At 62.2% G+C, this 20871-nt stretch carries 15 protein-coding genes; 6 read left to right on the top strand and 9 right to left on the bottom strand.

Annotation, left to right across the window (positions count from 1 at the left end; all coding sequences use genetic code 11):
- Positions 1-15: 15 nt before the first annotated feature.
- The 6 genes from rlmD to LVD12_RS09710 all read right to left on the bottom strand — a co-directional run bounded on the left by rlmD (position 16) and on the right by LVD12_RS09710 (position 4814).
- Entirely contained in the window at positions 16-1407 is a 1392-nt protein-coding gene (rlmD, locus tag LVD12_RS09685) for a 23S rRNA (uracil(1939)-C(5))-methyltransferase RlmD (RefSeq protein WP_237067513.1), read from the bottom strand.
- A 66-nt stretch (positions 1408-1473) separates the two neighbouring features.
- The gene (locus LVD12_RS09690) at positions 1474-2181 is read right to left on the bottom strand and encodes a M48 family metallopeptidase (RefSeq protein ID WP_237067514.1); all 708 of its coding nucleotides are present in this window, start codon (positions 2179-2181) and stop codon (positions 1474-1476) included.
- Complete coding sequence (locus LVD12_RS09695) at positions 2181-2606, bottom strand: hotdog fold thioesterase (protein ID WP_237067515.1); 426 nt, start codon at positions 2604-2606, stop codon at positions 2181-2183. Before LVD12_RS09695 ends, LVD12_RS09690 begins: the two co-directional genes overlap by 1 nt.
- A 39-nt stretch (positions 2607-2645) precedes the next feature.
- The gene (locus LVD12_RS09700; protein WP_237067516.1) at positions 2646-3230 is read right to left on the bottom strand and encodes a DUF2799 domain-containing protein; all 585 of its coding nucleotides are present in this window, start codon (positions 3228-3230) and stop codon (positions 2646-2648) included.
- A gap of 7 nt (positions 3231-3237) precedes the next feature.
- Complete coding sequence (locus LVD12_RS09705; protein ID WP_305080529.1) at positions 3238-3888, bottom strand: MBL fold metallo-hydrolase; 651 nt, start codon at positions 3886-3888, stop codon at positions 3238-3240.
- Between the two features lie 32 nt (positions 3889-3920).
- Positions 3921-4814, bottom strand: coding sequence for a hypothetical protein (locus LVD12_RS09710; protein ID WP_237067517.1), 894 nt, complete (start codon positions 4812-4814; stop codon positions 3921-3923).
- A gap of 252 nt (positions 4815-5066) precedes the next feature.
- On the opposite strand from LVD12_RS09710, the gene malT reads away from it, so the two are divergent.
- Complete coding sequence (gene malT, locus LVD12_RS09715) at positions 5067-7793, top strand: HTH-type transcriptional regulator MalT (RefSeq protein ID WP_237067518.1); 2727 nt, start codon at positions 5067-5069, stop codon at positions 7791-7793.
- Positions 7794-7895: 102 nt separating this feature from the next.
- Entirely contained in the window at positions 7896-9533 is a 1638-nt protein-coding gene (locus tag LVD12_RS09720; RefSeq protein ID WP_237067519.1) for an alpha-amylase family glycosyl hydrolase, read from the top strand.
- A gap of 208 nt (positions 9534-9741) precedes the next feature.
- Here LVD12_RS09720 and LVD12_RS09725 read toward each other — a convergent pair whose 3' ends face one another.
- On the bottom strand, positions 9742-9912 hold the full coding sequence (locus LVD12_RS09725) for a hypothetical protein (protein ID WP_237067520.1): 171 nt from the start codon (positions 9910-9912) through the stop codon (positions 9742-9744).
- Positions 9913-10334: 422 nt separating this feature from the next.
- Between LVD12_RS09725 and LVD12_RS09730 the strand changes: the two genes are divergently transcribed.
- On the top strand, positions 10335-10988 hold the full coding sequence (locus LVD12_RS09730; RefSeq protein ID WP_237067521.1) for a L,D-transpeptidase family protein: 654 nt from the start codon (positions 10335-10337) through the stop codon (positions 10986-10988).
- Between the two features lie 75 nt (positions 10989-11063).
- On the opposite strand, the gene LVD12_RS09735 is transcribed toward LVD12_RS09730, so the two are convergent.
- Positions 11064-12461, bottom strand: coding sequence for an alanine/glycine:cation symporter family protein (locus tag LVD12_RS09735; protein WP_237067522.1), 1398 nt, complete (start codon positions 12459-12461; stop codon positions 11064-11066).
- A 166-nt stretch (positions 12462-12627) separates the two neighbouring features.
- The gene (locus LVD12_RS09740) at positions 12628-14148 is read right to left on the bottom strand and encodes an MFS transporter (protein WP_237067523.1); all 1521 of its coding nucleotides are present in this window, start codon (positions 14146-14148) and stop codon (positions 12628-12630) included.
- Positions 14149-14483: 335 nt separating this feature from the next.
- Between LVD12_RS09740 and LVD12_RS09745 the strand changes: the two genes are divergently transcribed.
- From LVD12_RS09745 to LVD12_RS09755, 3 genes are all read left to right on the top strand, one after another.
- Positions 14484-16343, top strand: coding sequence for a glycoside hydrolase family 13 protein (locus tag LVD12_RS09745; protein WP_237067524.1), 1860 nt, complete (start codon positions 14484-14486; stop codon positions 16341-16343).
- A gap of 102 nt (positions 16344-16445) precedes the next feature.
- A complete protein-coding gene (locus tag LVD12_RS09750) occupies positions 16446-18878 on the top strand; it encodes a glycoside hydrolase family 31 protein (RefSeq protein ID WP_237067525.1) in 2433 nt (810 codons plus the stop codon).
- Positions 18879-18940: 62 nt separating this feature from the next.
- Positions 18941-20839: an alpha-amylase family glycosyl hydrolase gene (locus tag LVD12_RS09755; RefSeq protein ID WP_369413377.1), complete on the top strand. Its 1899-nt coding sequence runs from the start codon at positions 18941-18943 to the stop codon at positions 20837-20839.
- Positions 20840-20871: the final 32 nt, after the last annotated feature.

The raw sequence follows: 20871 nt of genomic DNA on the forward strand, positions 1-20871 counted from the left end.
CACAGCGAATCCGCCCTATTGGACGGGCTCGAACACCGCAATGGATTCAACATGGGCAGTGTGGGGAAACATATCCATGACCCCCGCTTTCTGCAGCCTGTAACCAAGCCCGGCCAGCGCGCCGGCATCCCGCGCCAGTGTCGATGGATTACACGACACGTAGACGATGCGCCGCGGCTGCAGGCGCGCCAGCTGGGCAAGTACTTCGACCGCTCCCGCCCGGGGTGGATCCAGCAGCACCTTGTCGAACCCTTCCGCGGCCCAACGATGCTGGCGCAACTCCGCTGTCAGGTCGGCAGTGACGAACTGCACATTGCCGATTCCGTTGGCGGCCGCATTCTCTTCCGCGCGCGCGATCAGCGCCCCCTCTCCCTCTACACCAACCACCCGGCCCGCACGCCGCGCCAGCGGCAGGGTGAAATTGCCCAGGCCACAGAAAAGGTCGAGTACCCGCTCATCCGCTTGCGGATCCAGCAGGGCCACGGCCCGCTCCACCATCTGCCGGTTGACCTCGAGGTTCACCTGGACGAAGTCCAGCGGGTGGAAGTGCAGTTCCAGACCGAATTCCGGCAGGCGATAGCGGAGTCGCTCTTCACCACTTTCAGGCCAGAGCCGGTGGGCACTGGCGGCATCGCCGGGCTGCAGGTACAGGTGTATGCCCGTGTCGATGGCAAACTGGCGCCAGCGCTGTTCGTCCGCCGCGGAAAGTGGCCGGGTATGGCGCAGAACCAGTGCGGCTGCATCCTCGCCCACCGCCACCTCCAGGTGGGTGAAACTGTCGCGACCCTCACTGTCCACGACCAGCTGGCGCAGCGCCGGAATCTGCTCCGCGACAGCGGGATGCAACACATGGCACTCGCGGATATCCACCAGTTCGTTGGAGCGCTTGGCGCGGAAACCAAACGTGAGCCCGAGTTGCGTGGCGTCACGGCCGCTGCCTTTTTTCCGGCGCTGGAAGCGAATGCCGATACGGGCCTTGCGACGATAGCCGAAACTCTCACCGGTGAGCGGAGGCAGCACTTCGGGCACCGCCACCTCGCCAATACGTGTCAGCTGGTCGAGCAGGATGCGCTCTTTCTCAGCAATTTGCGCCGCTGCCTGCAGGTGCTGTAGTGAGCAGCCGCCGCAACTGGCGATGTGCGGGCAGCGCGGCTCAACCCGGCTATCGACGGTTTCAAGCACTTCCAGCAGTTGGCCTTCATCAAAGCGGGCACGGCGCTCGCTGTAACGAAAACGCACCCGTTCACCCGGCAGGGCGTTGTCAATGAAAACGGGCTTGCCGCCGACCCGGGCAACGCCGCGCAGATCGTGGCTGAAATTGAGGATATCGGCCTCCACCGGCCTCGCCGGCAGTTGCCGCTGCGCCGTCTTGCTGGACGGTTTGAAGAATCGGGGTTTGTTCGCCATGAATAGCTTGTCGTTGACGGGCTCTGACAGCGTGAGGGCCCGGGGCCTGTGGTGTGGCTGGTTACTTCAGAGCACCAGCCGGTGCCCATTCTCGCGCAGCCAGCGACGAAGGTGCTGATAATCGGGGCAGAGCTGCTCAACGAGCTGCCAGAAAGCGCGACTGTGGTTGTGGTGGCGCATATGACTGACTTCGTGTGCCACCAGGTAATCCACCACCGGCTCCGGCGCCAGGCAGATCAGCCAGTTGTACTGCAGCTCACCGCGCAGGGTGCAATGCCCCCACTTGCTGCGGGTGCGTCGCACCCTGACAGCCGCTGGCTGCAGGCCCAGCCGGGCAGCCTGCTGTTCGGACTTCTGCGCCAGCAGCGCCAGCGCCTCGCGCTGATACAGTTTATGCAGCGCCGCCTGCAGCCGGGCCGGATCCGGCTGCAGTTCACGGGTATAGACACGAATCGATTCACTGCCGGTGCCCGCCTCGCCCGGACGCGCAGCGCGCTCCAGCGGCAGCCGGCACCCCAGCCATGGGAAGTGCTCACCCCAACGGTAAACGTATTCGGGCACTTGCGCAGCGCGCTCGCGGGAGCGCAGCAGCTGGGCCCGCACCCACTGCACATTGTCCTGCAGGAAGCGATGGCCATGCACCGCGGCACAGCGTTGCGGGATGCGCACTTCGACACCGTTGCGCGCCATCACCAGGCCCACCCGTTTGCGCCGGGGGGAACGCACCAGCCGGTAGGGAATCTCCTCGTAAACGAAACCGCTCGCTTCGCTCATCAGCCGTGGGGCACCACGGCCATGGTCAGGCGGGAAATACAGCTGAGCCTGCCCCTGGGTTCGGTGATACGGATCTCCCAGACCTGGCTGGTGCGCCCCAGGTGCAGGGGGCGTGCGGTGCCGGTCACTTTACCGTCCGCCACCGGGCGCAGGTGGTTGGCATTGACCTCCTGGCCGACGCAGTAATATTTGGCGCCATCCACCACCAGGTTGGCGGCGATGGAACCCAGGGTCTCCGCCAGTACCACACTGGCTCCACCATGCAGGATGCCAAACGGCTGGCGGGAGCGCGCATCCACCGGCAGGGTGCCAACCAGGTAATCGTCACCCAGTTCCGTGATCTGCATGCCCAGGTGGCCGGGCATGCAGCCGGCGATGCTCTCGTTCAGCTGTTCCAGTGTCGGCCGGGAATGCCAGATAGTCATGCGTTGATGTCCCTAGGGAGTGCGGCAGCGGTGCCGCCATCAGAAAAACAGGTCGAAGCCCGCGCCGCCAAAGCGAAGCAGCTCGAAATTGATATGGCGCAGTTCCCGCGCCACGGCACGGCGCTGCAGGCGTAACTCCTTCAGGCGGGATTCGTCCTTCTCCTTGCGGATCGCTGCCTGCAGAGCGCCGAGTTCGTACTCCAGGTAATCCTGCCGCTCCTGCAACTTCCGGTATTGCTGCTCTACCTGGAAGTGAGCCAGCCCCCGCTGGTATTCACCCATGAACAGGTCGGCGGTCGGGCCAGTGCAGACCCCTTCATAGCTGTGGCCACGGCGGCCCAGGTAATAACCGTTTTCCGGAGTGCAGAACTGCTCCACGCCCATTTCGTGGCCGCGAAGCCATGCCTCGCTGTCGACGCGCACGCCGAACTGCTGACACTCCTGGGCGATTTCATAGATCAGCGCCTGGCTGCGACCGCGGGCGCCGTCCTGCAGGCCGCGCTCATACCAGAGCCCGGCCTGGCACTGGTCCTCGGAAATCACCGCACAGCCGCCACTGAGCAACACTGGCAGGGCCACCAGCAACCAGGCCAGGGCCCGCAGGGAGATGTTCTGCCCGGCCATCAGCAACTCACCCGAAGCGTTTATCAGCCACGAACGGGTTGGTCTGCCGCTCCTGGCCAAATGTGGACATGGGGCCGTGGCCGGGAATAAAGCGCACTTCATCCCCCAGTGGCCAAAGCTTTTCTTTGATGGAGCGAATCAGGGTGTCGTGGTCACCCTTGGGGAAATCCGTGCGGCCGATGGAGCCGGCAAACAGGACATCGCCGACCAGCGCCAGGCCGCTGGGGCGGTGGAAAAAGATCACATGGCCGGGAGTGTGCCCGGGACAGTGATAAACCTCGAGGGTCTCTTCACCCACGGTGACGGTGTCGCCCTGCTCCAGCCAGCGATCCGGCGTGAAGGTCTCGACCGCCGGAAAGCCAAACATCTGCGCCTGCATGGGCAACTGTTCGATCCAGAAGGCATCCTCACGGTGCGGCCCCTCCACCGGCAGTTGCTTCCGGGTCACGAGCGCCGCGGTGCCACCCACGTGGTCCAGGTGGCCGTGGGTGAGCAGGATCTTCTCCAGCGCAAGGCCCCGCTCTTCCACAGCCGCCAGAATCCGGTCCAGGTCACCACCGGGATCCACAACCGCGGCCCGTTTGGTCTGGTCACACCAGAGAAGCGTGCAGTTCTGCTGGAAAGGGGTGACCGGGACTGTATGAAATTGCAGAGCCATAAAAAATCCGCTGCCAGAAAATGTGCGCGGGATTATACCGTGGCGGCGGCCCGAGTTCGCGCCGGTGCACTGACCCTGCGCCGCGCCTGTTTCTCCAGCAGCTCGCGCACATCCCCCAGCAGTTTTTCGTGAACCACCGGCGAAGACCAGTAGCCGCCGTGGGCGCCCAGTTGCGGACCGGCGTTGGCAGTGCGCCAGTCGGTGAGCGGGACCGTCTCGTAGTCGCGGTAAACCGACTGGTTGTAGGACGGGCTCAGGGGCTTCAGGGGCCAGCCGAACAGGTCGTCCGGATGGTAGAAGTTCTTCCACTGGAAGCGATAACCGCGGGTTTCGGAGATAACCGCCTGGATCTGGTCCCGGGGCAGGCCGGCACACCAGAGGGGGTTGGTGGGGCCGAGGGTATACCAGTAACTGAGGGTCTTCAGGCGCAGGAACAGGTCCTTCGCCGAGCCCTTGTGCACACCGCGGGGACCTCCATCGCGCCAGATACCGTGGTTCACAGAGGGGCGCTGGGCATCCCACAGGTAGTTGGACAGGGTGACGCAGCTGACCGAGTGGCTGATGAGGATTACCGGTGTATTCTCACCGGCACGCTTGGCGGCAAGCTCCAGGGTTTTGTAAACCGCTTCCTGGCTCTTCTCGTAGTTGCCGCCGTGCTGCTGGATGTCCGCGAGCTGGGCCGCGCTTTCGGCCATGCCGTAGAGCATGAATTTACGCGCGCGCAGGAACTCCATATCGCGCTTCTGCATCCCCTCGAAGACCCGCTCGATGCTGGGCTGCAGGTGGTCCTGGCTTACCAGCGTATCGCAGTAGATCCGCGACCAATCCTCGCCGAGGCCCTGTCGCAGGGCCGCGAACAACGGCTCGGCAAAGTCGCTGTCCACCGCACCCATGCCCGGCGCCGCCAGAATGATGATATCCGCCATGATCCGCCCCTGTTTCTTTTTCTGTTGCTGCGCTTGGTTCCATCCCGGCAGGGCCGGCGCAGCGCGCAGTCTTTTATATTTAGTGGGCACCGCTGAATCGGTCAAAAGTACCATTTGCGTCGCGCTTTGCAAAGAAACCCGCTGCTACGCCGCGTAACGCTTCAGGCGGCGGATCTGTCACCAGGTGAGCGTTATGAGGCATAATCGCGTCTGTATAATAATCAAACATTACCAACGGCCCTGCTCCCAGCGATGCTACTGACCTCGAAATACAGCCTGCCGGATTGCCCCGAACACACCCTGGACCGACCGCGCCTGCTCGACCGACTGGAGCAGAGTTCCAGTGACCAGTTTCTTCTGATCACCGCCCCGGCGGGTTACGGCAAGACCACCCTGGTCTCCTCCTGGGCGGCATCCCGCGAGACGCCGGTGGCCTGGTATTCCCTCGACGGCAGTGACAACGAGCCAACCCAGTTCTGCCGCTACCTGGTGGAGAGCGTGCACCGCGCCACCGGCAACGGCACCCCCGAGACCCACGCCCTGCTGGCGGCCCAACAGCGCCCGGACCCGGCCATCGTCATCAGCCAGATGCTGGCAGAGCTACGGGGCCACCCGGACGAACTGCGCATCGTTCTCGACGACTACCACCAGATCGACAACGAGGCAGTCCACGACGCCACCCGCTTCCTGTTGCGGCATGCACCCGCAGGTATCGGCGTGGTCATGACCAGCCGCAGCCAGCCGCCGCTGGGACTGGCTTCACTGCGCGTGCAGGGGCGCCTGCTGGAACTGGGCAGCGCGGAGCTGGCGCTGAACTGTGACGAGATCGCCCGGCTACTGCAGCAGCGCCTGCCCTTCACACTGGAGAGCGACCGGGTGCAACAGCTGCACCAGCTCAGTGAGGGCTGGCCGCCCGCGGTGCAGCTGTTTGCCCTGTCGGTCCGCAACCGCGAGGAAGTGGATCGCTATCTCGGCGAGCTGGAACAGGGCCACAGCCATATTCTCGACTACCTGGCCGAGGAGGTGCTGGAGCGCCTGGAGCCGGACCTGCGCGAACTGCTGGCCTGCACTTCGATCCTGACCCGGGTCAACGCGCGCCTCGCCGAGCAGCTCACCGGCCTCGAGGACGGCCAGCAACTGCTGGAACAGGTGGCGCGGCGCGGCCTGTTCCTGCAGGCGCAGGACTCCAGCCGCCAGTGGTTCCGCTACCACCCGGTTTTTGCCCGTTTCCTGCAGCGGCAACTGACAGACAAGCAGCGTCGCTATGCGCTGCACCGCCTCGCCAGCGAGACCTGGCAGAGCCTCGACCAGCCGCTGGAGGCCCTGCGCCACAGCCTGGCCGCCGAGGATGGCGATGGCCTGCAGAAACTGCTGGCCATCCACGGCGAGCAGCTCCTGCGTGAGGGCCAGACCCGGGTGCTGAACGACTGCCTGGACTGGCTCGGCGCTGAGACCCTGAAGCGCAATGCGCGATTTACCCTGCTGGCGGCCAAGATGGCGCGGGACAATTTCGACTACGACCGCTGCAAGAAATACCTGTCGGCGGCAGAGAGCTGGCTGCAGCGTGAGGATCCGGAGCAGTGGAGCGACTTCGAGGGGGCCTTCGCCACCATGCGCGCCCAGACCGCGGTGGCCAAGGGCCGCACGCTGGTCGCCAAGGAGTACGCGGAGTCGGCCCTGGAACTGCTGCGCCAGGACCAGCAGGGGGAGCGCATCGCCGCCCTGCTGGTGACCGGTGAAACCAACTTCTGCCTGGGCGAGCTGGAAGAGGGCTCGCGGTACATGAGCGAGGTGGAAACACTGGCCATCTCCGAGCAGGATTTCCCCAGCGCCGCCTGGGCCATCTGCCAGCAGACCGAGATCGCCATTGCCCAGGGGCTGCTGAAAAAAGCCGAGGGCCTGCGCGAACGCGCCGCCCGGCTGGTGGAGGAACAGCACCTGACCGGCCTGCCCATCTCCGAATTCATCTGCCGCCTGCGCGGCCAGCTGGCCTGGGAACAGGGCGACCTGGACGAAGCGGCGGCCGCAGCCCGCCACGGTATGCAGATCAACCGCAAGGTGGGCGAACGCTGGCTGCTGCCGGAATACACCCTGCTGCTCAAGGTGGCCCAGGCCCGCGGTGAGCGGGAGGAGTCGCTGGAGTGGCTGTCCCGCATCGACCGCCTGCTGAGCGGCGAGCAGTATCACCGGGACTGGGTTGCCAACGCCGATTCGGCCCGCATCCGTGTGTGGCGCGCCCTCGGCGACCAGAAAGCCATCGCCGCCTGGCAGGAACAGGCGGAGCCGGTGGCGGACCGCCCCAGCAATCACTTCGAGCAGTGTCACGGCCGCAACCACGTGCGCGCCCTGATCGAGCTGACCCGCTGGTCCGACGCCAGCCGCCTGATCACGCGGCTACAGCAGGTGGCCCGAGAGAGCGGCCTTGTCACTGACTGCCTGCGTAACCTGGTACTGGAAGCGCATCTGCTGTGGCTGCGCCAGCAGCGCGACGGTGCCATCCAGGCCATCCGCGAGGCCCTCAGCATCGGTGCCGAGCGCGATTTCACTGCCAGCTTCCTGCAGGTTGGCAAGCCGCTGATCGTCATCCTCAAGGCGGCGCTGGAGGAGGAGCTGCCGGATGCGGAGCGGAACAAGGCACAGGAACTGATCCGCCAGGCCCAGGCCCAGCCGGAGCTGGACGGCGGCATCCGCATCGAGCTGGACGAGACCATCATCCGCGAGATTCTCGACAGCGACGCGGTGCCGGACTTCCTGCGCCACTCACCGCTGACCCCGCGGGAGTGGCAGGTCCTGAACGCCATCCACTCCGGGCTGTCGAACGAGCGCATCGCCCGGCATTTCAAGGTGGCCCCCAGCACCATCAAGACCCATATCCGCAGCCTGTACCAGAAGCTGGACGTAAAGGACCGCCAGGAGGCCATCGCGCTGGCGGAGCAGATGCTGCGCTCGGTGCAGGATCAGCCCTCGGACCAAACCTGACTTTCTACCACCCTCCCCCCCCTGTCAGGGATGAGGCGCCGGCCAGCCGGCGCCTTCATACTCCACCCTATTCTATGAACGACAATCCTACGGGCTGTAGTTATGAGCGGTAACAACACCGAATGGTGGCGTAACAGCGTTATCTACCAGATCTATCCACGCAGTTTCTGCGACGCCAACGGCGACGGTATCGGCGACCTGCCGGGTATCACGCAGAAGCTGGACTATGTGAAATCCCTCGGTGTGGATGCCATCTGGATTTCACCGTTCTTCAAATCGCCCATGGCGGACTTCGGCTACGACGTGTCCGATTACCGCGATGTCGACCCGCTGTTCGGCAACCTCGAGGATTTCGACCGCCTGATCGAAGCGGCGCACGCGCGCGGCCTCAAGATCATCATCGACCAGATCCTGAGCCACTCCTCCGACCAGCACCCTTGGTTCGAAGAGAGCCGCTCCAGCCGCGACAACGCCAAGGCCGACTGGTATGTGTGGGCTGATCCCAGGCCGGACGGCAGCGCGCCCAACAACTGGATGTCCAATTTCGGTGGCAGCGCCTGGCGCTGGTGCACCCGTCGCCGCCAATACTACCTGACCAACTTCCTGAAAGAGCAGCCGGACCTGAACCTGCACAACCCGGAAGTCCAGGAGCAGCTGCTGGCGGACATGAAATTCTGGCTCGACCGCGGCGTGGACGGTTTCCGCCTGGACGCGATCAACCATGCGTTCCACAACCGCTCCCTGCAGGACAACCCGGCGCGCCCGCTGGAACTGGACGAGAAGGGCCTGCCACCGGTGAATACCTATCACTACCAGTGGCACATTTACGACAAGTCCCAGCCCGAGAACCTGGTGTTCCTGCAGCGCGTACGCCAGCTGCTGGACCAGTACCCGGAGACGGTGACCGTCGGCGAAGTGGGCGATGACAACACCCACAAAATCATGGCCGACTACACCACGGAAAACCGCCTGCACATGGCCTACTCCTTCGACCTGCTGGCGGAGGACTGCAGTGCCGAGTTCCTGCGCGAGACCCTGCGCAAGAACCAGCGTGTGATCAACGAGGGCTGGCCCTGCTGGTCCATCAGCAACCACGATGTGCCGCGTCCCATGACCCGCTGGAACAAGGGTTTCGACAGCGAGCAGGCATTCGCCCGCGTACCGCTGTTCCTGCTGATGCAGCTGAGCCTGCGCGGCAGCGTGTGCCTGTATCAGGGTGAGGAACTGGGCCTGGAAGAGGCGGAGATTGCTTTCGAAGACCTGCAGGATCCCTACGGCATCAACTTGTGGCCGGAATTCAAGGGCCGTGACGGCTGCCGCACCCCCATGCCGTGGGTCAACCACGGTGAGGTCAACGCCGGTTTCTCCAAGGTGAAGCCGTGGCTGCCGGTGCCGGAAGAACATCACCACAAGGCGGTGAGTGTGCAGGAGGACGACCAGGACTCCATGCTCAACCGCTTCCGCACCCTGCTGGACTGGCACCGCCAGTGGCCGGGCCTGGCCAAGGCGGAACAGGAAGTGGTGGATACCGGCAACGACCTGCTGGTGTTTTACCGCCGCACCGACACCGAGGAGTTCTTTGTGGCCCTGAATCTGGGCAAAAACGAGGAAGTCCTGGCAGTGCCGGCGGAATTCGCTGGAGCCGAGGACATCACCCCGGCGATGCTTGGCGGCGAAGTAAAAGGCGAGCAGCTGCTACTGCCACTGGCAGGCGCCCGCGTATTGAAGCGGAGCGTGTAACCACCACTCTTCACGGAGTGCCCCGGCGCCGTAATGCCATCCGTCCGCCGGGGCACTTCACTCTTTCCCTTGCTCTGACTCTTTCCCGAGTTGTTTGCGCAAGTTTTAGCTCTCTTTCCGAGCTTTTTATATGCCGGCCTCGCGCCGGCCTTTTTTTGCCTGGAGTCTGCTTGCGCGAACACCGGCAAAGGATGTCCGCCAGCTCCCATCACTTGCGCTCTTTGCGCCGCCGGCGACTGACGCCAACCCAGAAAGTAGCCTCAAACAACATACCCAGCCCCAGAAACACTGCACTGCCCTGTGGCAGGCCGTAGATGTAACAGGAGATCGCGCCCAGCAGGCACATCAACACCAGGATCCAGCGCTTATGCGTACTCATATTTATTTTCTCGCTTCGAAACCACTGACGCGGAAAACGTTAACCCAGAGCGCTCGCAGAGGAAACAAAAAAACAGGGAACCCGCAACCGCGGCGACCGGGACATACCCCCGCAGAGGCCCGCGGCCTGCCTGAGAGCACAGAATATCGCCCCTGACTGATCGATTGGCTCTATGAGCGCCCTCAAAAAGACCCAAACGATGTAAGACGGCGCTTTTTTCGACTTTAGTCTTCCACCACTCGCTGCGGCTGTCGCCGCCGCGTGCCCACTCTGCAGCCAAGCCGGGAAACATCGGATCGCTGCGCTGGGGAACATCTGACCGCCCCCGGCCGCTTTCGAGCGGTGCCCGCGCCTGCGCCTCTGTGCGTGGACGTGGCCGGCCAGATTGGCTCAAGGCTGAAGTTTGCAAAGAGAGGTGCGCAATGCAAACCTGTTTTTCACTGCTGAAACGCTCGACCCTCGCCGCGCTGCTGGTTCTCAGCAGCATCCCGCTGGTCTCACCGATAACGGAGGCACGGGACTACCGCGACCCGAACAATCCACCACCCTGGGTGAGAAACTACTACCGCAATTCTCAAGGCACTTCGCCACAGATGCACAACAATGCCATGCGGTTCACCAACAAATCCTGGTGGCGGCATGATGTGCAAGGCGGAACGCCGCACATCAAGATCGACCTGAGTGAGCAGATGGCCTATTTCTACAAGGGTGGTCGACTGGCTGGCATGTCCCCGGTTTCCACCGGCAAGCCCGGGCATCGGACACCAGCGGGCACCTTCCGTATCTCGGAAAAAAAGGTCAATCACCGCTCTAACCTTTATGGCCATTATGTGAGCCGCAACGGCTACGTGCTGCGCAGCAACGTAGACGTACGCCGTGACCGTCGTCCGCCCGGTTCAATCTTCCGCGGGGCGTCGATGGACTACATGATGCGGGTAAACGGCCCCGTGAGCATGCACGCCGGTTACGTGCCGGGCTATCCGGCTTCCCATGGCTGCATCCGCCTGCCCTGGCATATGGCAAAGATTTTCTTTGCCCATGCAACGGTCGGAACCAAGGTGAGCATCGTGCCTTGAGCGATTTCACAACGATGCAATGAAAAAGCCGGAGCAATTGCTCCGGCTTTTTTCTGGCGAAATCGATCGGGTTAATCAGGTCTCCTTCACCGCTCCCTCAAGCTCCTGGGCGGTGAAATAATCGTGCGCAGCGCGATTAACCCGCCTGGCCAGCAACAGGGTCGAGGTCATGGTGGGAATGGCCATGATGGCATACATACCGATGATGATACTGTTGACCGCATTGAGGGAAGCCACCGCACCGATCACGATCAGCCCGATGTAGGCGGCCGTGTAAAGCCCCTGCCAGCGGGTACCGAAGAGGAAACCGAAACACTTCACCCCGTAATACCAGAAGGTGACGATGGTGCTGAATGCCAGCGGCAGCACCATCAGCAACAGCAGCAACGGGCCCCAGGCACCGAATACCTGTGAGAACGCCTCGGCAGTCAGGGATACCCCTTCAATACCCGCGCCGTGCTCCCAGACCCCCGTGAGCAGGATCACCAGAGCGGTGCAGGTGCAGATCACCAGCGTGTCGATGATCGGCCCCACCATTGCCACCACACCCTCCCGGATCGGCTCGCGGGTCTTGGCCGCACCATGGGCCAGGGACTCGGTGCCGATACCGGCTTCATTGGAGAAGGCCCCGCGGCTGATGCCGGTGGCGATCACCGCACCCAGCGCACCGCCAGCTACCGCCTGACCGGTAAAGGCATCACTGAAAATCAATGCGAATGCCGCCGGCACCTGCTGCCAGAAATAACCGATCACGATCAGGGTCAGGGCCAGGTAGAACACCACCATGCCGGGCACGATGCGCACGGCGAATTTGCCGATACGCTGGATGCGCCCGGCGATCACCACCAGCGCGGCAATCGCCAGTACCAGCCCGACAAGAAAATCGAACAGCATGGAGCCGTCTCCGGAGACCATGCCCAGTGGTACCGCAAAGGATTCCCGCAGCAACTGCACCGTCTGGTTTGACTGGAACACCGGCAACATGCCACACAGGCCCGCGATCGCAAACAGGAAGGCCAGCGGCATCCACCTGCGTCCCAGGCCTTCGCGAATGACATACATGGGCCCGCCCTGCAACTCGCCGGAGGCATCGCGGCCGCGGTACATCACCGACAGGGTCGCGGTATAAAACTTGGTCGCCACACCCACCAGGGCCGTCACCCACATCCAGAAAATGGCACCGGGCCCGCCGGTACTGATGGCAATCGCCACCCCGGCGATGTTGCCGAGCCCGAGAGTTCCCGACAGCGCCGTCGACAATGCCTGCCGGTGCGGTACCTGGCCCGGATCATTCGGATCGTCGTACTTGCCCATCAGCAGGTCGACGCTGTGGCCCAGGTGGCGATAGGGGCGTCCCCTGGAAACGATCAGCAGATAGAGACCACCGCCAACAAGCAAAACCAGCAGCGGCGTTCCCCAGACAAACGAGGCAAAGGCAGCGAGCGCTGCATCGACAGACTGTAAAAATGACATGGAGTTTCTGGTCAGTAATTTTCGGTTGACCAGTCTATGAAGCCCGCGTCGTGGTTGTCAAAGCAGCGCCAGTCACAAATCTGTGCGAGCGGCTCGGCGCAGATATGGAGCAGATATGAAAAAGCCCCTCGAGGAGGGGCTTCTGATCGGGTTATCCGTGGGTGAGTCAGGCAACCACCGGCTCGGGCTCCAGCGTTTCGACTTCCACTTCCGGCTCGCGGACGAAGTATACGGACACCGCACCGAGGATCATGAACACACCGGCCAGCACGATGATGTAGATGGCCTCATTGCCGAACACGCTGTGCAGGATCGGACCGGCAACCAGGGCAGAGAGGATCTGCGGCGCGGCGATGGTGAAGTTGAAGATACCCATATACACACCGGTCTTGGTGGCCGGCAGCGAGTCCGACAGGATCGCGTAAGGCATGGCCAGGATCGCCGCCCAGGCGATACCGACGCCGATCATCGGCAACAGCAGGCCCAGGGCACCGCTGGGTACGGTGACTTCGGTGATCAGCAGGTTCACCTGGGTAGGCTCTCCACCCTGGAACATCAGGAAGCTGACATAGCCGATGCCACCCAACAGCAGGGAGATGGCGTAAGTGGGCTTGCGTCCCACGGTGCTGGCAATCTTGGTCAGCGCAATGGAGAAGATGGCCGCGAACAGGGAGTAGGCGGCAAAAATGATTCCCACCCAGTCGCCGGCAGCGCCCTTGGCCGCTGCGATGTGCTCGGGAATCTGGCCCACTGTGGCCAGGTAATCGTGGTCAAACCACTTCGGGTCCACTCCCCAGACGTGCTGGGTGATCGCCGGCGTGGTGTATACCCACATGATGAACAGGGCAAACCAGGAGAAAAACTGCACCACCGCCAGCTGGCGCATGGTCTTCGGCATGTTGAACAGCAGCTTGGTAAAGCCCTGCAGGCGCTGGATCAGCGTCTTGCGCTCCGCCAGCTCCACGGCCAGCTGCTCCCCATCGATACCCTTGTATGCGTTGTACTCCTCCGGCGCATACTCTTTTGTGCGGAACACCGTCCACAGGACAGAACCCAGCAGCACGGTGGCACCGATATAGAAGGCCCAGATCACGGAGGGAGCTACCTCACCGGCCTGCGAGGTGTTGTCCAAGCCGATGACATTGGTGAGGATAAACGGCAGCATGGAGCCGAATACGGCACCGACATTAATCAGCAGGGACTGGATCGAGTAGCCCAGGGTGCGCTGCTCCGAAGGCACCATGTCGGACACCAGCGCCCGGAACGGCTGCATGGTCACATTGAAGGCCGCATCCATCAGCGCCAGCATCACGCCGCCGAACAGCATGGGCGCAATGAAGGCCACCACCAAACCAGAATTGGGCATAAAGGCCATGCCCAGGGCCGCGGCAATAGCGCCGAACAGGATATAGGGGTTGCGGCGGCCGAAGCGGCCCCAGGTGCGGTCCGAGGCGGAGCCCACGATCGGCTGCACGATCAGGCCCATGAGCGGCGCCACGATCCAGAACAGCGACAGGGCGTGCAGGTCGGCCCCCAGATCGGAGAGAATCCGGCTGGCGTTGGCGTTCTGCAGGGCAAAACCGAACTGCACGCCGAGGAAGCCGAAACTGACGTTCCAAACCTGCCAAAACGGCAGCTTGGGCTGTTTTACTGGCTGCGCAGGGGCGCCGGACGCTGTTTGGGACATAAAATCACCGCTGTTCTTCCGAGGTTTGCTCCGAATACAGCACCAGATCTGGATACAGAGGGCGCGCAAACGGGCTTGTGATTATGGTTATGTCGCGATTCTGACAGAGCGCCCAGCCGGCGCCATCCCCCCCTCACCGGGGAGGAGACGCAGCCACCAGCCACTCTTCGACCGACTCAACCCAGCCAGTCACATTGTCCTGACCACAAGCTCCAGCGAGCGCCTGACCAGCATTGCCGCCACCCCTTGTCCCCCTGCCGGAGGGGGGAGTCAAAACGCCTCCCCCTGAGCGAAAATACCCAGTTACGACCGGTTTGTGCGAATTGGAGCCCATCATGCGGCAGCTTTACTTACTGGCAGTGGTTGTGGCCTGCCTTTCAGGCGCGACCACAACCCGTGCCGCCAGTGAACCCGAGCGAGTGGAACCGCCCTTCTGGTGGGCGGGTATGGCCGACCAGAAGCTGCAGCTGCTGGTGTATGGGCCGGACATCTCGCAGCTCGAACCTGAAGCGGCATTCCAGGGTGTCACGGTACTGGGTACCGAAACGGTGGAAAGCCCCAACTACCTGTTCATCAACCTCAATATCGCTCCCGACACCGCCCCGGGCACTTTCAATATCGCCCTGAAAGAGCAGGGTAAAACGCGCTTCCAGTTCGAGTACACCCTGCGCCAACGCGGCGCCGACTCGGCTTCCCGCCGCGGTTTCGACAGCCGTGATGCCATCTACCTCATCACCCCGGACCGGTTTGCCAATGGAAATCCGGGCAACGACCGCAGCGACGACACCCAGGAAGGCCCCGACCGGCAGTATCCCGGCGGCCGTCACGGAGGCGACATCGCCGGCATGCGGCAGCACCTGGACTACATTGCGGGCATGGGCTTCACCGCCATCTGGCCCAACCCGCTGGTAGAGAACGACCAGCCCGACTACTCCTACCACGGCTATTCGGCAACCGACCACTACCGTATCGATCCCCGTTTCGGCTCCAACGAAGACTTCCGCAACTTTGTTGCTGCCGCCGATGCCAGGGGTTTGGGCGTGATTCAGGACGTAGTACTGAACCATATCGGCAGTGGCCACTGGTGGATGCGTGACCTGCCCGACAGCGACTGGTTGAACGGCGACGGCATCAACAAAGGCGAATTCGGCATCACCAATCACAGTCGCTTCACCCCCGTTGATCCCTATGCGAGCGAAGTGGACAAGCGCGGGTTCCTCGATGGGTGGTTCGTGGACTCCATGCCGGACATGAACCAGCGGCACCCGCTGGTGGCCAACTACCTGATCCAGAATACATTGTGGTGGATCGAATACGCTGGCCTGAGCGGCATACGCGCGGATACCTATGCCTACTCCGATCCGCAATTCCTTCAGCAGTGGGCCTCCCGCATCCAGCGCGAGTATCCCAATTTCAACATCGTTGGTGAGGAGTGGACCCGCAGCCCCGCACTGGTTTCCCACTGGCAGCTGGGCGAGGGCGAAGTCGTGAGCGGCGGGCGCCTGAAGAGCATGATGGACTTCCCTCTGCACTATGCCCTGCGTGAGGGTTTGGCGGACAGTGAAAGCTGGAACAGCGGCCTGATCACCCTCTACGAGGGCCTGGCCCATGACTTCGAATACCCGAACCCCAACCGGCTGGTGATTTTTGCCGGCAACCACGATACCAGCCGTCTGTACAGCCAGCTCGACAGGGACCTGGACCTTTACCGCATGGCGATCGCCTATATCGCCACCATGCGCGGTATCCCGCAGTTTTTCTATGGCGATGAGCTGCTGTTCGAAAGTCCCAAGCAGCGTGACGATGGCGTCGTGCGTAGCGATTTCCCCGGCGGCTGGCAGGGAGACAGGGCGAATGGCTTCACTGGCAGGGGCCTGAGTGACGCCCAGCTGGAAGCCCAATCCATTACCCGCAAACTGTTTAACTGGCGCAAGCGCAATCCGGTCATCCACCACGGTAAACTGATGCACTTCGCACCGCTGAATGACACTTATGTCTATTTTCGTTACAACGAAGAAAAGACCGTGATGGTGGCAATGAACAAGGGGGAGGAGCCTTTTGCGATCCCGGCCGGCCACTTTGCCGAAATGCTGGACGGGAAAAAGTCGGCCACCGACGTACTCAGCGGCAAACAGTATGCTGCCGACGACCTGACGATTCCTGCCCGCGGCGTCATGGTGCTGGAACTGCAGTAACCCGGGAATATTCCTGAGCGCCGAATCGCTTCCCGATCCGGCGCCACACCCACAGATCAATAAAGAAATCCCCACGAGAGGGGACAATCATAAGAGGCAATGATGACAGCCAGACTTCTATTGCGCTCATGTGCACTGATCGGCCTGCTAGGTACCGGCGTTATCCAAAGTGCACTGGCCCGCGACTATGTTGCACACTCCCTGGACGGCGACGTCCTCAATCTCGAACTGAGTGACGCCCGGGTAACCCTCACCCCACTGAACGATGCCTCCATCGAGGTGCATTATCAGCGCGAGGGCATCAAGCAGCTGCCCTCCTTTGCCATTGCGCCAGATAATCGGGCAGATGTCGATTCACAGCTGCAGGACACTCCGGAGCAGCTGATTTACGAGCTGGAGGGACTCACTGCAGTCATCCAAAAGTCCCCCTTCGCCATCCATTACTACCGGGACGAAAAGCCGCTCCTGCGCGAGGAGAGCGGCTTCTTCGCCACCGAAACCATCCGCGGCTTCCGTTTCACTCTCGAGAAAGATGAGAAGTTGATCGGCGGTGGCCAGCGGGTGCTGGGCATGGACCGTCGCGGCAAGCGACTGCCGCTCTACAATCGCGCCCATTACGGCTACACCACCGAATCCGAGCAGATGTACTTCAGCCTGCCGGCGGTGATGAGCAGCAACAAGTACGTGTTGCTGTTCGACAACAGCGCCACCGGCCATATGGACCTGGGGGCCAGCCGCGAGGATCTGCTGCAGTTCGAGGCCATGGCCGGGCGCACCGCCTACATCGTGGTCGCGGGGCAGACCTACCCGCAGCTGATCGAAAACTATGTCGACGTCACCGGCAGGCAGCCGCTGCCGCCGCGCTGGGCACTGGGCAACTTTGCTTCCCGTTTTGGCTACCGCAGTGAAGAGGAAGTGCGGGCAACCGTGGACAAGTTTGCGGAGGAGGATTTCCCCCTGGATGCGGTGGTGCTCGACCTCTACTGGTTCGGCCCCGATATCAAGGGGCATATGGGCAACCTGGACTGGGACCGCAACACTTTCCCGCAACCGCAAAAAATGATGGCGGATTTCAGGGAGCGCGGCATCAACACCATCCTGGTGACCGAGCCTTTCATTCTCACCTCCTCCAAACGCTGGGACGAGGCCGTGGCCAACAATGTGCTGGCCAAAGACCTGGCCGGTGAACCCAAGCGCTTCGACTTTTACTTCGGTAATACCGGCCTGGTTGATGTCTTCTCCGAGGAGGCCGGGGACTGGTTCTGGAGTATCTATGACGACCTGCTGCAACAGGGAGTCGGTGGCTGGTGGGGCGACCTGGGCGAGCCAGAAGTCCACCCCTCCGACACCGTGCATGAAATCGGCATGGCCGACGAAATCCACAATGCCTATGGCCATACCTGGGCTCAGTTGCTCTATGACAGGCAGACAGCGCAATACCCGCAGCGGCGACCGTTCATCATGATGCGGGCCGGCTTCCCGGGGTCGCAGCGCTACGGCATGATCCCCTGGACCGGCGATGTATCCCGCGAGTGGGGCGGCCTCAAGCCGCAGGTGGAACTGGCACTGCAGATGAGCCTGCTGGGTTTCGGCTACACCCACTCTGACCTGGGCGGCTTTGCCGGCGGTGAGGAATTCGACCGCGAGCTGTATATCCGCTGGCTGCAGTACGGGGTCTTCCAGCCGGTTTACCGCCCGCATGCGCAGGACCACATTCCCTCCGAGCCCGTGTTCCACGACCGCAAAACCCGCGATATCACCCGCGAGTTCGTCAAACTGCGCTACCGGCTGCTGCCCTACAACTACACGCTGGCATTCGAGAACAGCCAGACCGGCCTGCCACTGATGCGCCCGCTGTTTTTCATGGATGAGAGCAATACGGATCTGATCGACTACAAGGACGCCTACCTGTGGGGCAGTGATTTCCTGGTGGCGCCGGTTACCGATGCCGATACAGATCAGGTCAAGGTCAAACTTCCGGGCGGGGTCTGGTTCGATTACTGGACCGATGAACCGCACCGCGGTACTGAGGCAACCGTCAACGTGGAGCTGGAAACCATACCGGTGCTGGTGCGTGCCGGCGCCTTTATTCCGACCATCGATGACATCACCACCACCCGCGATTACTCCAGCCAGCAACTGACCCTGGATTACTACGCCCACCCCACCGCAGTGCGGTCCAGTAGCTATGTTTACGAGGATGACGGCAAGACGGTCGACGCGTTCAAACGGGATCGCTACACGAGGCTTCAGTTCACTGCCAAGCGCGATGCCGACGGCATCCGTTTCGAGTTTGATCGTGACGGCGGCGGTTACGAGGGCGAGCCCGCAGAGCGCTCCATCAGCCTCAACATCCACAACTGGGAGCTGGCACCCTCTGCGGTCAGCGTCGGCAGCGAGGCCGTGAAAATTTTCGAGCGGGAAAGCGATTTCGAACGCGCCCCCGAGGGCGCCTGGCTGGATAAGCGCAGCAACCAGCTGCGGGTGAAATTCCGCTGGTCTGACCAGCCACTGACCCTGACGGTCAACCACTGACAACCTGAAATTACCCTCTCCGCGGGAGAGGGCAATTCACAAACAATGACTAAGGAAACATGATGAAACTCAAGACGCTATTTGCTGCGGGCCTTGTGCTTTCCGCGCTCGGTTGCAGCCAGGAGGAACGCCCGGCCTCCGAAGTGCAGAATGCACAGCCGCAGGCAGCACTGGAAGCAGTGACTCTGGTGGCAGAAAAGCCGGTGATCTACCAGGTGATGACCCGCCTGTTTGGCAACACCAACGCGACCAACAAGCCGTGGGGCACCATCGAAGAAAACGGTGTCGGCAAGTTCAGTGACATCACGCCGCAGGCTCTGGAGGAGATCCGTGAGCTGGGCGCTACCCATATCTGGTACACGGGCGCTCTGCACCACGCGCTGGTCGGCAACTACACCGAATACGGCATCAGCAACGATGACCCGGATGTGGTCAAGGGCCGCGCCGGTTCCCCCTATGCGATCAAGGATTACTACAGCGTGAACCCGGATCTCGCAGAGAACCCGGCCGAGCGCCTGCAGGAGTTCCGCGACCTGATACAGCGCAGCCACGACGCCGGCCTCAAGGTGATCATCGACATTGTGCCCAACCATGTGGCCCGCGCTTATGAGTCCCTTGAAAAGCCGGACGGTGTGCGTGACTTCGGTGCCGATGACGACACGACTGTTACCTACGCCCGCGACAACAATTTTTATTACGTGGTGGGCGAAGACTTCAAGGTCCCGGAGAGCGACGACTACCAGCCCCTGAATGGCGAGGATCACCCGCTGGTGGATGGCAAGTTCGATGAGAGCCCGGCCAAGTGGACCGGCAATGGCGCCCGCGCAGCACAGCCGGACATCAACGACTGGTATGAAACCGTCAAGATCAACTTCGGTGTACGCCCCGATGACAGCAAGGACTTCCCGGAACTGCCGGCCGGCTTCGCCGACAAGGGCTTTGAGGAGCACGCCGCCTTCTGGGCCGACAAGGACGTACCGGACTCCTGGGTGAAATTCCGCGATATCACCCACTACTGGCTCGACATGGGCGTCGACGGCTTTCGCTACGACATGGCTGGCATGGTGCCGGTGGAATTCTGGAGCTACCTGAATTCCTCGATCAAAGCCCGCAAGCCGGAAACTCTGCTCCTGGCTGAAATCTACACCCCGGAGCGCTACCAGGATTACATCCACCTGGGCAAGATGGATTACCTCTACGACAAGGTGGGCACCTATGACGCCGTGCGCGCAGTCATGGAAGGCAAGGGGGAAATCGGCAAGGTTGTGGAAATTCAGGAAAGCCTGACCGATATCGCGCCGCATATGCTGCGCTTCCTGGAAAACCATGACGAGCAACGCATCGCCAGCCCGGAATTCGCCGGCAACGCTGAGATGGGCAAACCGGGCATGGTGGTCTCCACCGCACTGTCTGCTGCGCCGACACTGGTCTACTTCGGCCAGGAGCTGGCAGAGCCGGCAAGTGAGGACGCCGGCTTCGGCAAGGCGAGCCGCACCACCATCTTCGACTACTGGTCAGTGCCCACCGTGCGCCGCTGGGTCAATGAAGGCAAGTTCGACGGTGGCCAGCTGACAGACGAAGAAAAAGCTCTGCGCAGCTTCTACCAGCAACTGCTGAACTTCTCCACCGATAGTGAGGCTCTGCGCGGCGCATTCGCCGACCTGCACGCAATCAACCTCGAGCAGGGAGAAGGCTACGGCGAGCAGCAGTACGCCTTTGCCCGCTGGTCCGACAACGAGCAGCTGCTGGTAGTCGCTAACTTTGCCAGCGAAGAGAAGGCAGTAGCTCTGCAGGTGCCGGCGGAACTGCTGAGCGCATGGAAACTGGATGATGGCCGCTATCGCCTTGTGGACCAGCTGGACGACAAGGCCGAAGCAGAACTGGTCGTGAACCAAGGCAAGGGCAAAATCCAGCTGGCTCTGGCGCCGCTCAGCGGGTATATCCTGAAACTTAAGCGCTAAGCTTCCAGCTACCGGATTGCAAAAAAGGGCGT

This window comes from Microbulbifer guangxiensis (assembly GCF_021729075.1).
Taxonomy (GTDB): Bacteria; Pseudomonadota; Gammaproteobacteria; order Pseudomonadales; family Cellvibrionaceae; genus Microbulbifer; species Microbulbifer guangxiensis.

Bases quoted from the DNA above. Each gene is read 5' to 3' on its own strand.
- LVD12_RS09750 (WP_237067525.1), top strand. From the start codon at position 16,446: ATGACAGCCAGACTTCTATTGCGCTCATGTGCACTGATCGGCCTGCTA.
- LVD12_RS09700 (WP_237067516.1), bottom strand. From the start codon at position 3,230: ATGGCCGGGCAGAACATCTCCCTGCGGGCCCTGGCCTGGTTGCTGGTG.
- malT (WP_237067518.1), top strand. From the start codon at position 5,067: ATGCTACTGACCTCGAAATACAGCCTGCCGGATTGCCCCGAACACACC.
- LVD12_RS09730 (WP_237067521.1), top strand. From the start codon at position 10,335: ATGCAAACCTGTTTTTCACTGCTGAAACGCTCGACCCTCGCCGCGCTG.
- LVD12_RS09740 (WP_237067523.1), bottom strand. From the start codon at position 14,148: ATGTCCCAAACAGCGTCCGGCGCCCCTGCGCAGCCAGTAAAACAGCCC.
- LVD12_RS09690 (WP_237067514.1), bottom strand. From the start codon at position 2,181: ATGAGCGAAGCGAGCGGTTTCGTTTACGAGGAGATTCCCTACCGGCTG.
- LVD12_RS09705 (WP_305080529.1), bottom strand. From the start codon at position 3,888: ATGGCTCTGCAATTTCATACAGTCCCGGTCACCCCTTTCCAGCAGAAC.
- LVD12_RS09720 (WP_237067519.1), top strand. From the start codon at position 7,896: ATGAGCGGTAACAACACCGAATGGTGGCGTAACAGCGTTATCTACCAG.
- LVD12_RS09745 (WP_237067524.1), top strand. From the start codon at position 14,484: ATGCGGCAGCTTTACTTACTGGCAGTGGTTGTGGCCTGCCTTTCAGGC.
- LVD12_RS09735 (WP_237067522.1), bottom strand. From the start codon at position 12,461: ATGTCATTTTTACAGTCTGTCGATGCAGCGCTCGCTGCCTTTGCCTCG.
- LVD12_RS09710 (WP_237067517.1), bottom strand. From the start codon at position 4,814: ATGGCGGATATCATCATTCTGGCGGCGCCGGGCATGGGTGCGGTGGAC.
- LVD12_RS09755 (WP_369413377.1), top strand. From the start codon at position 18,941: ATGAAACTCAAGACGCTATTTGCTGCGGGCCTTGTGCTTTCCGCGCTC.
- rlmD (WP_237067513.1), bottom strand. From the start codon at position 1,407: ATGGCGAACAAACCCCGATTCTTCAAACCGTCCAGCAAGACGGCGCAG.
- LVD12_RS09725 (WP_237067520.1), bottom strand. From the start codon at position 9,912: ATGAGTACGCATAAGCGCTGGATCCTGGTGTTGATGTGCCTGCTGGGC.
- LVD12_RS09695 (WP_237067515.1), bottom strand. From the start codon at position 2,606: ATGACTATCTGGCATTCCCGGCCGACACTGGAACAGCTGAACGAGAGC.